This is a genomic window from Erysipelothrix sp. P66 (assembly GCF_038682365.1).
GTDB lineage: Bacteria > Bacillota_I > Bacilli_A > Erysipelotrichales > Erysipelotrichaceae > Erysipelothrix > Erysipelothrix piscisicarius.
In genome coordinates this window covers 1,176,538-1,190,852 of sequence record NZ_CP152290.1, presented here as the reverse complement: position 1 = coordinate 1,190,852, position 14,315 = coordinate 1,176,538, and the positions used below count along the sequence as shown (strand labels likewise).

The following is a 14,315-nucleotide window of genomic DNA, read 5'->3' as shown; positions in this document are numbered from 1 at the left end:
AATATGCGATAATGTTATAATAAACACATGAAATGAGGAAGTTATGAAGAAACGTTTAGGATTATTAAGTGTCGTAATTATCGTGATCGATTTGCTATCTAAGACATGGATCGACAAAACAATTCCATTATGGGAATCGTTACACGTTATACCCGGATTTTTCTCACTTCGGTATGTACGTAATACAGGAGCAGCATGGAGCTTGTTGGATGGTCAAAAATGGCTGTTTATCGTTCTTGCATCAGCAGTATGCATTGTGCTCGCCTATTATTATGTAAAAGAAGATAAACCTGTCATTTTGACAGCGATTGCCTTAATGTTTGCAGGTACTTTTGGGAATTTGTTTGACCGCGCAGTTTATGGCTATGTACGTGATATGTTTGCGTTCAATATCTTTGGATATCAGTTTCCTGTATTTAACGTAGCAGATATGAGTTTGGTTGTAGGGGTTTGCATTCTAGCAATCGTACTCTATCTCGATGAAAGAGGTCAAAAATATGAATAAATTAATTGTAGAAGAAATGTTTGATGGAATGCGTATTGATCAGTATATGGCACTTGCTGTAACAGATTATTCACGCAGTGTTTTACAAACATGGATTAAAGATGGAAAAATAACAGTGAATGGGAATGCGGTTAAACCGAACCTTCGCTTAAAAGAAGATGACGTTGTTGAGTATGAAATTACGGAAGAACAAATTTCGATTGTTCCCGTCGCGATGGATTTGGATATCGTCTATGAAGATGACGCAATCCTTGTTGTGAATAAACCAAAAGGGTTAATTGTGCACCCATCACCATCAACCTTAAATCAACCTACGTTGGTTCATGGCTTGTTAGCACACACAACGCAGTTAAGTAATCTTAATGGCGAACTTCGCCCAGGTATTGTTCACAGAATTGATAAAGATACAACGGGTTTGTTAGTTGTAGCAAAAACAAACGAAGCGCATGAAATTTTAGTTGAAGACTTAAAACAACGACTTATTTCAAGAGAATATGTTGCAATTGTTCATCATCAATTTAAACATCAAAGTGCAACGGTTGATGCGCCAATTGGTCGTGACCCCAAAAACCGTCAACGCATGGCTGTCACAGATCAAAACAGTAAGCATGCAGTAACGCATTTTTATTTGACAGAACGGTTTAACGATTATAGCGTCTTGCGTTGTAAGTTAGATACAGGGCGTACGCATCAAATTCGTGTTCATGCTCAGTATATTAAACATCCAATTGTAGGTGACCAAACGTATAGTTATAAAAATACATGGGATACAAACGGTCAATGTTTGCACGCTCAAAAATTATCGTTAACGCATCCCATTACAAAAGAGGTTATGACGTTTGAAGCTGAATTACCTCAAACAATGAAAGATGTAATCGAGGACATCAGGAGGTTAGATTAATGTATACAAAGTCTCAATATGATGCATGGGTAATTGAAGTCGCAAACTATTTTATGAAGCATTTTCAATATCAAATGGTTTCAATGACTCAAGACAGTTCACAGGTATGGCTTGTGAATCAAAATGTTGAGGACAATTCGATAGTCATGGTTACTTCGACATCCCTTTCAAATATTGATCGTGCAATGATTTCAAAGCACCGTGAAAGCCTTGCACTCGTGTTTAAGACGAAGGCAGAGGGTCTTAATATCAGTGTGAATCAAGAAGACAAAGTTGGGGATGATTTGAATGTGGTTGTTGGACCGAATTATATTTCATCGTCGCAAATCTTAGATTCTTATGGTGAATTGAAGGGGTTACTAAAAGTAAGCCAAAATCCGGATCGTTCTTTGTCAAAAGCGGTTCTTAGTCTGAAAAAAACAATCGGAAAAATGCAAAAACAAGCACGTTATCGCTCATTTCCTGTAACCAATGTTATCTCAATTATTTGTGTTGTGGTGTTCTTAATTGCACAATACTTAATCTTAGTGCCTGGGTTAAACATCAATACGGTTGCGGTTATGTTGGGGGCATTTTATAAACCATTTATTGTTCATGCTCATGAGTGGTTCCGTTTTTTAACTGCAGGATTTCTTCATATTTCGTTCCTTCACCTGATTATGAATCTGATGTCTCTAAGAAATTTAGGTGTGGTGATGGAAACGGTGATGGAAGGTAAAAAGTACTTATTTACCTTGATTGCTGGAATTTTGATGGGGAATGCATTTGTTTTTATTCTCGATGAGGGTGTTATTGGACTTGGTATCAGTGGTGGTTTATTTGCCTTGCTGGGTGCAATGTGCGTTTATTTGGTTGAAACAAAAGCAATGCGTAATCCAAAGGTTATGTCTCAAGTTTTCCAAGTGTTATTTATTAACTTAATTATTAGTACTTTACCTGGTGTGAGTGCAACGGCTCACTTAGGTGGTTTAATTGCTGGAGTGTTGTGTGGACTTATTTTTTCAAAACGAAAAGATTGGGACTATTTACGTAAAGGAACCATGGTATTATCGTCAGTATTTGTCGTTGGGATTGGAATTGTAATGACTCAGCATGCTGGAACCTTATCCAGTCCAAGATTGGATATGTCTGTGATTAATAGTTGGTATGAACTTGGATTTAAAAATTATGCAAACCGCTTAAGCGGTTTTATGAAGTAGGGGAATCGTATGAGTAAACGAGATAATGTCATTTCTTGGGATGAATATTTTATGGGCTTGGCTCATTTGTCGGCGTTACGGTCAAAAGACCCTTCAACTCAAGTTGGTGCCGCAATTGTGGATCAGCAAAAAAAAATCGTTGGAATTGGCTATAATGGCCTTCCAACGGGATTGAGTGATGATGCGTTTCCTTGGGAGCGTGAGGGAGATTTTCAAACAACGAAATATGCTTATGTCGTTCATGCAGAGTTGAATGCAATTCTCAATGCGACCCAATCGTTACAGGGGTGTACAATTTACGTTTCTTTATTCCCATGTAATGAGTGCTCAAAAGCAATTATTCAAAGCGGTATTAAAGAAATTGTTTATGAAGATGATAAGTATGCAGAAACAGATGCTGTTTTAGTGTCAAAACGCATGCTTGATGCAGCAGGGGTTTCCTATCGTAAGATTGATAAACCCATCGCGGTTTCGCTTACACATCGTTAAGAATGCGTTGTGTATTGGCGAAGTGAACCTTAGCAACATTTTCGAGTTCCTCTTTGCCATAACGCTTTACAAATTCTTTACCAAATGCATCAACGTGAGGACCGGCGCCTTTGGGGAATGTACAGTCGTATTTGCTGGATAGTTTATCAAGGTAATCTAAAAAACCAAATCGCGCAATGATTGCACCGCATGCGACGGCAATATATTTGTTTTCGGCTTTAGTTTCAAAGATTAATCCCCTGAAGATTTCCGGTTCGCCTTTAAGGGCATTGTAGTAAGGTTTTTCAGCCATGAACTGATCAATGATTGCATAGGGAGGCATTACATAGCGTTTTTTTAAATTTAAAAAAGCTTGATTATGGAGCTTTGCCTTAATAACATTCATGTTCATAGTTGGATGGACACGGTTGTATTTCTTATTATCGAGAATAAGAAGACTGTATTGAAGCTCACGTTTCAGAATCGGTGCGATGTTTCGAATTTTATCATCCGTCATTTGCTTCGAATCCACAATCTCCGAAACGGGAATGCGTGATAAGTCGGATTCATTCACAATACAAGCACACACCGTGATGGGGCCGAAGTAATCTCCGGTACCGACTTCATCACTTCCTGCCATAGAACCTTTGAGCTTCGATGTTGAAGCAACACTAGATTGTGGTTTTGCAGGCTGTTCTGAATAGGATGAAGCGTGAAAAGATGCGCCTTCCCCGCTGAAAACAACCTTACCACTGGTATAGGCTGTAATGGTTACATCACTTCCCTTAATTTGGAAGTGAGTGTACTGAATATCGTAACGAATCGGAGATTTTGAGTATCGTGATTTTAATTCGTTAATTTGGTTATCTGTTAATTTTAATGTAATAGTTGTCATACTAATAATATAGACTATTTTTTATGAAATGAACAGTTGAACCCTTAAAATAAAAATACAAAAGGAGTGATTTTATGGTGATGTTTCCTAATGATTGGATGGGCTACTTAAATGGGGTTATTATAATATGGTTTGCGGTGACCCTATACATTGGATACAAGAAAGGTTTGTTGTTGCAACTTGTTGATGTTGTTGGAACATTTGTATCTCTTTTTGCAGCATGGATTTTTGCACCGGTTTTTGTGCAAGTTTTCCAATTCTTCAAAGCATCGGGAACGGGGTTTTTAACCATTAATCAACTCGTTGTACATCAAATGAATCAGTTGATTTGGTTTGTAATTCTATTTATTGTGATTCGTATCGTTTTAATGCTTGTAACACCACTTGCAACGGTAATCTCAAAAGTCCCTTTAGTAAAGCAAGTAAACTCAGCAATTGGAGGGGTCTTTAGTGTCGTGTTTTTTGCACTTAAACTTGTTTTGATCTGCGTTATATTGACGACACCAATCATCAAAAATGGCCAGGAAGTGATCGATAACACGTGGCTCGTTTATGTTGAGAAGGCTTCAAAACCAGTTTTAGGAGCTTTTGATGATTTCATGAATCAAAATACTGCAATTCAAAGCATTATTACAGATCAACAATTATCGCCAAGTCAACAAGAAGCCATGGTCAAGTGGCTTGAAAAACATGGTTTTAATGAAATACAGATTAGGGAGTATCTAGAAAAATATGAATAATACATCGTCTCGATTAGAGTTCGATAAAGTGCTTGAGCGCATCGCTCATTTCGCATCTTTTTCCTTGGGAAAGGAAGCGGTTTTGAATACGGTTCCTTCATTTTCTTCATTAATCGTAAAACGTGATTTGGCTCGTGCTAAAGATGCGTTGCAATTAGTGGTTGTGAATGGCTCAATGTCCTTTGGAGGGATTACCGATGTGTCCTATGCCTTAACCCTTGCTGAAAAGGGTGGTACTTTATCCGTAGAAGATATCGTAGATGTCGGACGCTTTATGCAAGGTCTTGAACGTCTAAAAAAACAATTTAGAAATTTAGAAGGGTCTTATCCTGCACTTGAGGATTTATTTGAAAGTCTTGAAGTGAAAGCATCAACTTTGAAACATATTGAGCATTGTTTTGGAGAACAAGGTGAAGTTTTAGATCGTGCAAGTACTCATTTGGGCGAACTAAGACGCCAAAGCAAAGCACTGGAACAAAATATTGAGAATAAAACACAAGAGTTTTTAACAAAAAATCGGGCAATGCTGAGCGAAGCCGTCGTTTCACTCCAACATGGTCGTCGTACATTTTTAGTCAAACCTTCAGATAAGTATAAGCTTGAAGGAACAATTTATGGTGAATCCGCAAGTGGGCAGTCGGTTTATTTTGAGCCTGCCTTTTTAGCGCGAATGCAAAATGAATATCAAAGTCTCATCCATCAAGAACATGATGAAATTGAACGTATTTGTCGTGAAACATCAAACTTAATTGCGGAAGATGCTCAACAGTTAACCGCAGATCTTGATACGGTCGCAATCATCGATTGTCTTTTTGCGAAAGCAGAATGGGGATCACACAATGATGCTGTGGTAGCGACCTTGACCCAAGATCGTTTAAACTTAAAAAATGCACGTCATCCTCTTATTAATCCGAAAGAAGTTGTCGCGAATACATATACCTTAACACCACCTCATAAAATGATCTTAATTAGTGGTCCCAATACAGGGGGGAAAAGTGTGAGTTTGAAAACAATGGGGTTATCGATTCTCATGACTTTAGCGGGTTGTCCAATTTGTGCGGAATCAGCAGAAGTGATGTTAGTGGACCAAGTGTTTGTGGATATTGGTGATCAACAGTCAATTGAAAAATCATTATCTTCTTTTTCTGCTCATATGGAAACAATGACGCAAGTGAATGCTCAAGCAACATCCAAATCCATTGTATTGCTTGATGAATTGGGATCGCAAACGGATCCTCTTGAAGGGGAAAGTTTGTCAATGGCTATTTTGGATCACTTTAGATCGGTTGGTTGTTGGGTTATTGCGACGACACACTTTTCAAGACTTAAAAAATACGGAACGCAATATGACGATATTCTGATTGCAAGTGTTGAGTTTGATTTGCAAAATCTTAAACCAACATACCGTTATCGTGAAAATGTAATGGGTGAATCCAATGCTTTTGCGATTGCGAAGCGTCTAGGGTTACAAGCGGACATTATTGACCGTGCTTTTAAATACAAACAAGAAGGTCAATATGAAGCGGATCATTTATTAGAAATTCTTGAAGCGAAAATTAATGAACAAGATAAGCTTGAACAAGAGCTTCTAAAAGAAAAAGAAGCGATTGAAACACTTAAGCACGAAGCATTGATGAAACAAAAAGCACTTGAAGCTGAGTTTGTTCGTAAAGAACAAGCCTTGCGTGAAGAGAATGAAGCATTATTGGAACAGATGGTTGAAGAGGCGGAACGCCAATTGGATGTATTAAATAAAACGAATCGTCCTGACCTTCGAAAAAAAGCAGTTAAGCAAATTCAATCATTGCAAGCAGAAACAGCTGTTGATGAGACCATTGGTAAGGGTGATCGTGTACAGTTAAAATCCACCAACCAAGTTGGTATTGTGGATTCAATTGAAAAAAACACAGCCTTTGTCTCGATTGGTGGTTTAAAAGTAAATGTTGATTTAAGCAAGCTCACTCGTATTGCTGGACCTGCGAAAAAGGTGAAAGCAAAACCAACACGAAGTCATAGTGTTAATGCGAGATCTTCATTTAAAACAGAATTGAATATTATCGGTCTTCGTGTTGTGGAGGCTATACCTCAAGTTGAGAAATATATTGATGAGTGTGTACTTCATAAAGTACCAACGTTTAGAATTATTCATGGACATGGGACGGGACAACTTCGTACTGCAGTTCATCAAACACTACGTCGTAATAAACATGTAGGCTCCTTTGAATTAGGTGGTGTTGGTGACGGTGGTATGGGTGCGACGATTGTGAAATTAAAACAATGACCCATACAACAATTGAAGAAAAACTGAAACGACTACCGATGGAGCCGGGTTGTTATCTTATGAAAAATAAAAATGGGGAAATCATCTATGTGGGAAAAGCGAAAAAATTAAAAAATCGCGTAAGCTCCTACTTTACAGGTGCCCATGATCATAAGACAACGCGCATGGTACGTCAGATTGCTGATTTTGAATTTATCATAACCAGTACGGAGAAAGAGTCCTTAATTCTAGAGATTAATTTAATTAAAGAACACCGTCCTCAATTCAATATTATCTTTATGGATGATAAATCATATCCATATCTTAAAGTACCACGTGAGGGTAAACCCGAGGTTTTGGTCGCTCGCGATCGAAAGCAATCAAAGCAATTTCATTACTTTGGACCGTATCCAGATGCTACTGCAGCCCGTGATATGGCGCGGCTTCTAAACGATTCTGTGCCTACAGGAGATACCTTATTACCCAACACATTAGCCATTTACAGTGCATTTAATCGAACGGGAAAACGTTATTCAAAAGAAGAATTAGATGTTTGGCGTCAAAATGTTATGAGTATTTTGAATGGCAATATAAAACCCTTTAAAGAAGAATTAGAGCGAAAAATGTTAGAGGCGAGTGAATCTTTAAATTTTGAGTTGGCTCAAGTCTATAAAGAAAAATTGCACGCTCTTGATTATATTGGTGATAAACAACAAGTTCAGTTTTCTTTAAACGAACGATTTGATTTGTTCCACTACGCCTACTATCAAGGTTACATTGCAATTGTCGGATTGTTTGTTCGTGGTGGTCGTTTATTAGAGCGCAGTATGGCGGTTGAAGCATGCATGGAGGAGCCCCTCGATGCGTTTGTCTCTTTTATTGCGCAATTCTATGAAAATCAACCGTTACCGAAAACAATTTATGTTCCAAACGTTGTCGATGCGGAAGAGTTGGGGGATGTTTTAGAGGCTGAAGTCAAAATTCCGATTCGAGGTAAGAAGAAAACCTTGTTGGAGATTACCCAAAAAAATGCACAACAACAGCTCGATGATCAATTCTCATTACTTCGTGAACGTCAACAATTCAAAGATGAAGCGTTGAAGGATTTAAGTGATGCTTTAGGTATGGAGACTTTGATTCATCGTATTGAAGTTTTTGATAACTCACATATTTCGGGTTCATTCGCAGTATCAGCGTGTGTTGTTTATGATGATGGGGAGCCAAATAAAAACTTATATCGACGGTATAAGTTGCATCAAGGTAATGATGACGTTGCATCCATGAAGGAAGTTTTGTATCGACGTTATTTCCGTTTGTTACGTGAAGAGAAGCCAATGCCAGATTTAGTGTTGGTTGATGGTGGTAAACCACAGCTTAATGCGGCTTTGGAGGTTTTAAGGGATCTCGAATTGAATTTAAGGGTGTGTTCTCTTGTTAAAGATGATCGTCACCGTACATATGCTTTAATGCGTGAAGATGGCAGCATGATTTCAATCAATAAAACCAGCTCCCTTTTTAATTTCCTTATGCAAATGCAAGATGAGGTGCACCGCTTTGTGATTACATATCATCGTAACCTAAGGAAAAAAGCAATGACTCGATCAATTCTTGATGAAGTAAGTGGATTAGGGAAGGTTCGACAAAAAGAACTATATAAGAAATTTGGATCACTTAAAAATATTCGTGCAGCATCCTTAGAAACTTTGAAGACGGTTTTACCGGAGGATGTTGCGATTGATTTGTATGATATACTACATATAGATTGGAATGATTATCATGAAAAAAATTAGTACATTGGGAATTTTTGATTCGGGACTGGGTGGTTACAGTGTCTATCAATACTTAAAACAAAATCTTGATCCAGTCTCTTTGGTGCTCTATGCAGATCAAAAGCATGCACCTTATGGGAATCAATCGGATGATGCAATCATTGGGTACACCATCAATGCAATGCAATGGTTCCATGATCGAGAGATTTTAGATGTCGTCATTGCATGCAATACAGTTTCGGCGGTTGCTCTGACAACCGTACGTAAACATTTTCCCGATATGAATCTTATTGGTATCATTGAACTTACCGTTGGTCAAATTGATTTGACAGATGATGTTTGTGTGGGAATTGTATCGACACTTGCCACATTTAATGCCCATGCATATCGTAATTTGATTCATGAAAAAGGATCAGGATCGGTTAAAGAACTTGCGCTCCCTGAATTGGTTAATATTATTGAAGGTCTAAATCAAAATTTAGATTTAGAAACATACCTTCGGAATGAATTAACGCCAATTCTTGAGGCAACCGATTTGATTCTTGGATGTACGCATTTTCCACTAGTAGAAGATGTCTTTAGAAAAATATATAAGGGAAATATTCATGATTCCAAACGACCGATTCGTGAATTTATTGAAATGAATTATTCGTTTAACTCATCAGTGTGTCAAACCTATACAACGGGTGACGCTCATAAAATGGAACGTCAAATAGAACGTCTCTTTAAATCAATAGAAAAGGTGGAAACAATATGACAGAAATTATCGTTTGCAGTGATAACCATGGTAAGAAAAAAGTTCTCGATGCGATTTTACAGAATTATCCTCATGCAGATGCCTACATTCATTGTGGCGATAATGAACTTGATCTTGAATCCATGAAACCCTTCCATGCAGTGACCGGTAATAATGATACATTCTATAAGTACCCTGAATCGTTAGTTGTTGAGGTTAAGGGAACCCGTATTTTTGTAGCGCACGGTCATTTAATGCGTTACCGTCATATCGAAGAGGATATTATTGCCTTGGCCAAGGAACACCGTTGTACCATTGCGTGTTACGGTCATACGCATGTTCCGGTTGTGAAAGATGTCGATGGGATACTACTCATCAATCCCGGTTCACTCTATTATAATCGTGACGGATCGCCGACATGTTTCGCAAAAATCACGATTACAGATGATAAAGTGACCGTCGAAGAATTATTTGAAAGAGATTTATAAAAAGCATTGTATTCTATGCGTCTTAATGATATTATTGTAGACGCATAGAGCACAATTTGTCTCCGTAGCTCAGTGGATAGAGCACGCGCCTTCTAAGCGTGTGGTCGGGAGTTCGAATCTCTCCGGGGACGCCAATGTTAAACGATAACACCTAAATTAGGGTGTTTTTTTTATGTTTTCCAAAAAAGTTCACATATAATAAAATCTACACGATAAAATGAGTTTAACAATAGGATTTTATGTGAAAATTTAGTACAATTATACAAGAACTTTATATGGAGGGGCATATGAAAGTAGAAAAGAAACACATTATTGGATTTTTTGGATTATTAGTTTTTTGCTTAGGTTGTGGTGTTGGATATTTTCAAGGTGTATCCAAGAAACCAGTGGAACAAGAGCCCCCAAAGATTATAAAAAAGAAGCCGGATCAATTTAAGGTTTCAAAGTTTGTAAAGCGTGAAAAACAAGATGATGTAGAGATTGAGGAAGGCGATCATTTTGTGGAGAATGTTCGTAGTGAAGAAACACCGATTCCCTTTGATACGATAGAAAAAAATGATGATGGACTTAATAAAGGCGAAACGGTAATTGAACAAGAGGGAGAACTGGGTCTTAAGCGTACTGTTTACAAAGAACTCTATAAAAATAATGATTTAATTGACTCAACAATGGAATATACCGAAGTGGTTTACCAACCCGTAGATGAAATTACACGGGTTGGCATTAAAGAGGTTGTTGTGAATCATGAGTACATTAATAAAGAGGAATCGCTCTTAATGTTTCAACGTGTGAATCAGATTCGAAGTGAACATCAGTTAGAACCTTTAACGTGGTCGGAATCCTTATTTGAATACGCTGGGATTCGTGCAGTGGATTTAGAACAAAGTTTTGAACATCGACGACCTGATGGAAGCTCATGGGATAGTTTAAATCCACAGTTGATTTTTGCTGAAAACTTGGCAAAACGGGCATTTTCAGTTGATAGTGCCATCAGTGGATTTATGGAATCACCAAGTCATCGTGCAAACATTTTAGATGATTTTAAATCGGGTGCTTGTGCTCTTTATAAAGCATCTGATGGAAATTGGTATTGGGTGCAATTGTTTGGATATTGAAACGGTCTTGTTTGAAATGGAAACAAAGGTTATTATAGATGAGGTATGTGGAGGTAAAGCATGGGACGTATAAAATATTATTTTAGAAGGTTAAAAGCATTGGATTATAAAAACATGTGGCGAATTGCAGGTATAATTCACCAGGAAACAGGAAAATTTAGACTTGTGATTCTTCTTGATATGATTGGTTGTTCGTTTATCTATCAATCGGGTTATCTTGATTATTTTGAGTTTGAGTTTTATTTATTGAATCGTGCTGAACGAAAAACGTTTATCACAGGGGGAATCGCAAACTCAATTATAGTAAAGTATAATCAAAAAGAGTTTAGACATAAATTTGCGGATAAGTCAGAATTTAATAAAGTGTTCCGAGAATATATCGGGCGTGATTTTGTGGACTTACGAGAATCATCTGATGAATTAATTAAGGCTTTTTTAGAGGGGCATGATGTTGTGATGGCTAAGGTTACTGATAGTTTGATGGGATATGGTGTCGAACGATTTGTAACTTCTGAAATTCAGGATTTTGACTCCTTTAAAAAAGAACGTATGGAACGCCGTCAATTTTTAATTGAAGAGTATTTTGTTCAGCATGAAGCCATGTCATCCCTTTATCCAGAAAGTGTTAATACACTTCGCATGATTACGTTCTTTGACGGTAAAGATGTTCATGTGTTGGAAGGGGTCTTGAAAATTGGGAATGGTGGACATTTGGACAATTTTGGTGCGGGTGGTATGTATACCGTTTTGGATGATGGTGGTAAGGTGCTGTATCCAGCATTTGATAAAGATGCCGTTGCCTTTGATAAACATCCAATTACCGGTACTGATATTGTTGGTTTCCAAGTACCTCTTTACGACGAAATTGTTGAGATGCTAGATCGCGCAGCGCGTGAGGTTCCTCAGATTCAATATGTTGGTTGGGATGTTGCTGTGGGTCAAAAACGACCTTCACTCATTGAAGGAAATTACAATACCGGTGTATTCCAAATGAAACCAAGTTTAACGGGTTCAAAGGAAGGGCTGTTGCCAAAGTTCCGAAAAGTAATCGATATTTAAACCTCGACATTGTCGAGGTTTTTTTTGATTTTGTACCCTTTTAAAAGATAACGAAAACAAATGCGTTACTTTTGTTTTTTATCAAACAAAAGTGTGTTAAAATGAAACAGTATGAAAGGAAAAGTATGAACAACTATTATGAAACGTGCATGAACTCAATTCAAAGCCTTCTTGATGAAGGAAAAACACGTGAAGCACTTGTGCTTATCGATGAAGAATTGAGAATGCCTTATGTACCCGAACCATATTTTACGCAGTTTCAATCCATTCGTGATTCGATACGAATCGATACAAGCCCATCAAGTAAATACTATGAAGATATTGAGGACTTAGAGGAAGCATTACGTGGAAATGAACTTTTACAACAAAAGGCCATTATTTCTTTGGAACGTATGAACCTACGTAATGAACTCCCTCATATAAAAAAATGGCTTGCAGATGAGTACATCGAAGATTGGATCAAAAAACAAATATTATTTTTCTTGATTGATCAGTCGATTGATTTGAAATTGAATTTAAAGTTAAAAATGACGGAGCAGGTGGTTGATACATCTCAATTGGAAAATCCATTTGAATCAGAAGCGTATCAAGCATGTGTATTACAGTTGGGTGATATGCTTGAGTCTGAAAACCCGAGTTTATTAATTCTTTGTCTTGGTGCTTTGGAACAACGCGTCCTCGATGCATTCCCAGTGTCAATTGATGAATTAAAAGCAGAGGAAATATTGGATACAGTGAACACTTATTTGTATAAAGTATAAAGAATGCAATCCCCACTCATTTCGGTTAAAATAGAGTGGTGGTAAGTTTTTAGCACTCGTGTGTTGACTGTGCTAAAAGTTATGTTATAATAGTGAAGTACTAGGAGGACAAACATGAAATCTACATGGACATTAAATGAAAACTCAACAGGATTATTAACTGTTGAAGTTGAAGAAAAAGCTTGGAAAAAAGCACAAGATAAAACTTTAGAAAATGCAATTAAAAACGTTGAAATTCAAGGGTTCCGAAAAGGACAAGCACCTAAAGAATTAGCTCGTAAACAAGTAAACGAACAAATGATTATGATGGATGCAGTTAATGCCATCGCTAATGAAGCATTTGTTGCAGGTATGGTTGAACAAAAAATTGAACCTGTTGCAACACCTGAATTAGACATCGAAGCAATGACTGAAGATGCATTAACATTGAAATTTATCGTTACTGTTAAACCAGAAGTTGAATTAGGTGAGTATAAAGGTCTTGATATCAAACGTAAACGAATTACTGTTTCTGCAAAAGATATCGAAGCTGAGCTTGAAAAATTACAAGCAGAACAAGCAGAATTACAACTTAAAGACGGTGCAGTTGAAAACGGCGATACAGTTGTAATGGATTTTGAAGGATTTAAAGACGGCGTTGCATTTGAGGGTGGAAAAGGTGAGAACTATACATTAGAAATTGGTTCAAACTCATTTATTCCAGGTTTCGAAGAAGCAATGATCGGTATGGTTTCAGAAGATGAAAAAGATTTAGATATCACTTTCCCAGAAGAATACCATGTAGAAGAACTTGCTGGTCAACCAGTTGTCTTCAAAGTTAAATTACACGAAGTAAAAACTAAAGTGTTACCAGAATTAAACGATGAGTTTGTTGAATTGTTAGATGATGAAGAAATTACATCATTAGATGCACTTAAAGATTCAATTAAGAAAAATCTAAAAGCACAACGTGAACAAGCAGAAGAAGATCGCGTAAATGAAGAACTTGTGGAAACAATTTCAAATAATGCAAAAATTGATATTCCTGCAGCAATGATTGAAGAAGAGTTAAACCAAATGTTTAATGAATTCAACCAACGTCTTGCACAACAAGGTATGAACTTCGATCTTTACTCACAAATTCTAGGACAATCAGAAGAAGATGTTAAAGAACAAATGCGTGAAGATGCAGAAAAACGTGTACGTACTCGCTTAACACTTGAAAAAATTGCTGAAGTTGAAGGATTAAAAGTAGAAGACGAAGAAATTGAAAAAGAATTTACAACAATTTCTGAAGTATACGGTATGGAACTTGACCAAGTTAAAAACTTAGTTTCACCTGATGCTATCGGATACGATATCTTATTACGAAAAGCGATGGAGCTAGTACAAGAAACTCTTGCTTAATTAAAAGACGCTTAGCGTCTTTTTTATCCTTAA

14 protein-coding genes and 1 tRNA gene are annotated in these 14,315 nt (G+C 37.2%); 14 read left to right on the top strand and 1 reads right to left on the bottom strand.

Features of this window, described 5'->3' with window-relative positions; all coding sequences use genetic code 11:
• Positions 1–43: 43 nt before the first annotated feature.
• From lspA to AAG186_RS05725, 4 genes are read left to right on the top strand one after another with little or no spacing between them, the layout of a single operon-like run.
• Positions 44–505 carry a signal peptidase II gene (gene lspA / locus AAG186_RS05740; protein ID WP_161637460.1) on the top strand — a complete coding sequence of 154 codons (462 nt, stop codon included), beginning with the start codon at positions 44–46 and terminating at the stop codon, positions 503–505.
• The gene (locus AAG186_RS05735; protein ID WP_161637461.1) at positions 498–1,406 is read left to right on the top strand and encodes an RluA family pseudouridine synthase; all 909 of its coding nucleotides are present in this window, start codon (positions 498–500) and stop codon (positions 1,404–1,406) included. The genes lspA and AAG186_RS05735 overlap by 8 nt, the downstream gene beginning before the upstream one ends.
• A complete protein-coding gene (locus tag AAG186_RS05730) occupies positions 1,406–2,605 on the top strand; it encodes a rhomboid family intramembrane serine protease (protein ID WP_342621388.1) in 1,200 nt (399 codons plus the stop codon). The genes AAG186_RS05735 and AAG186_RS05730 overlap by 1 nt, the downstream gene beginning before the upstream one ends.
• Before the next feature lie 9 nt (positions 2,606–2,614).
• On the top strand, positions 2,615–3,094 hold the full coding sequence (locus tag AAG186_RS05725; protein WP_161637463.1) for a dCMP deaminase family protein: 480 nt from the start codon (positions 2,615–2,617) through the stop codon (positions 3,092–3,094).
• On the opposite strand, the gene rnhC is transcribed toward AAG186_RS05725, so the two are convergent.
• A complete protein-coding gene (gene rnhC, locus AAG186_RS05720) occupies positions 3,081–3,968 on the bottom strand; it encodes a ribonuclease HIII (protein WP_342621387.1) in 888 nt (295 codons plus the stop codon). The two genes, AAG186_RS05725 and rnhC, sit on opposite strands and share 14 nt — an antisense overlap.
• Before the next feature lie 80 nt (positions 3,969–4,048).
• Here rnhC and AAG186_RS05715 point away from each other — a divergent pair, with 80 nt between their 5' ends.
• From AAG186_RS05715 to tig, 10 genes are all read left to right on the top strand, one after another.
• The gene (locus tag AAG186_RS05715; protein WP_331835829.1) at positions 4,049–4,708 is read left to right on the top strand and encodes a CvpA family protein; all 660 of its coding nucleotides are present in this window, start codon (positions 4,049–4,051) and stop codon (positions 4,706–4,708) included.
• Complete coding sequence (locus tag AAG186_RS05710; RefSeq protein WP_342621386.1) at positions 4,701–6,989, top strand: Smr/MutS family protein; 2,289 nt, start codon at positions 4,701–4,703, stop codon at positions 6,987–6,989. Before AAG186_RS05715 ends, AAG186_RS05710 begins: the two co-directional genes overlap by 8 nt.
• Positions 6,986–8,758 carry an excinuclease ABC subunit UvrC gene (gene uvrC / locus AAG186_RS05705; protein ID WP_342621385.1) on the top strand — a complete coding sequence of 591 codons (1,773 nt, stop codon included), beginning with the start codon at positions 6,986–6,988 and terminating at the stop codon, positions 8,756–8,758. Before AAG186_RS05710 ends, uvrC begins: the two co-directional genes overlap by 4 nt.
• Positions 8,745–9,494, top strand: coding sequence for a glutamate racemase (gene murI, locus AAG186_RS05700; protein ID WP_228410210.1), 750 nt, complete (start codon positions 8,745–8,747; stop codon positions 9,492–9,494). Before uvrC ends, murI begins: the two co-directional genes overlap by 14 nt.
• Entirely contained in the window at positions 9,491–9,961 is a 471-nt protein-coding gene (locus AAG186_RS05695) for a metallophosphoesterase (protein ID WP_161637468.1), read from the top strand. The genes murI and AAG186_RS05695 overlap by 4 nt, the downstream gene beginning before the upstream one ends.
• Positions 9,962–10,019: 58 nt before the next feature.
• Positions 10,020–10,095: transfer RNA gene (locus tag AAG186_RS05690), tRNA-Arg, on the top strand.
• 153 nt (positions 10,096–10,248) lie between these two features.
• Entirely contained in the window at positions 10,249–11,076 is an 828-nt protein-coding gene (locus AAG186_RS05685) for a G5 domain-containing protein (RefSeq protein WP_342621384.1), read from the top strand.
• A 60-nt stretch (positions 11,077–11,136) separates the two neighbouring features.
• Positions 11,137–12,135, top strand: a complete 999-nt coding sequence (locus AAG186_RS05680) for a sugar-transfer associated ATP-grasp domain-containing protein (protein ID WP_161637470.1) — start codon at positions 11,137–11,139, stop codon at positions 12,133–12,135.
• 71 nt (positions 12,136–12,206) lie between these two features.
• Positions 12,207–12,896 (top strand): DUF3196 family protein, encoded by a 690-nt coding sequence (locus AAG186_RS05675; protein ID WP_331835837.1) that lies wholly within the window; start codon positions 12,207–12,209, stop codon positions 12,894–12,896.
• A gap of 114 nt (positions 12,897–13,010) precedes the next feature.
• The gene (gene tig, locus AAG186_RS05670; RefSeq protein WP_125164321.1) at positions 13,011–14,282 is read left to right on the top strand and encodes a trigger factor; all 1,272 of its coding nucleotides are present in this window, start codon (positions 13,011–13,013) and stop codon (positions 14,280–14,282) included.
• Positions 14,283–14,315 lie beyond the last annotated feature (33 nt).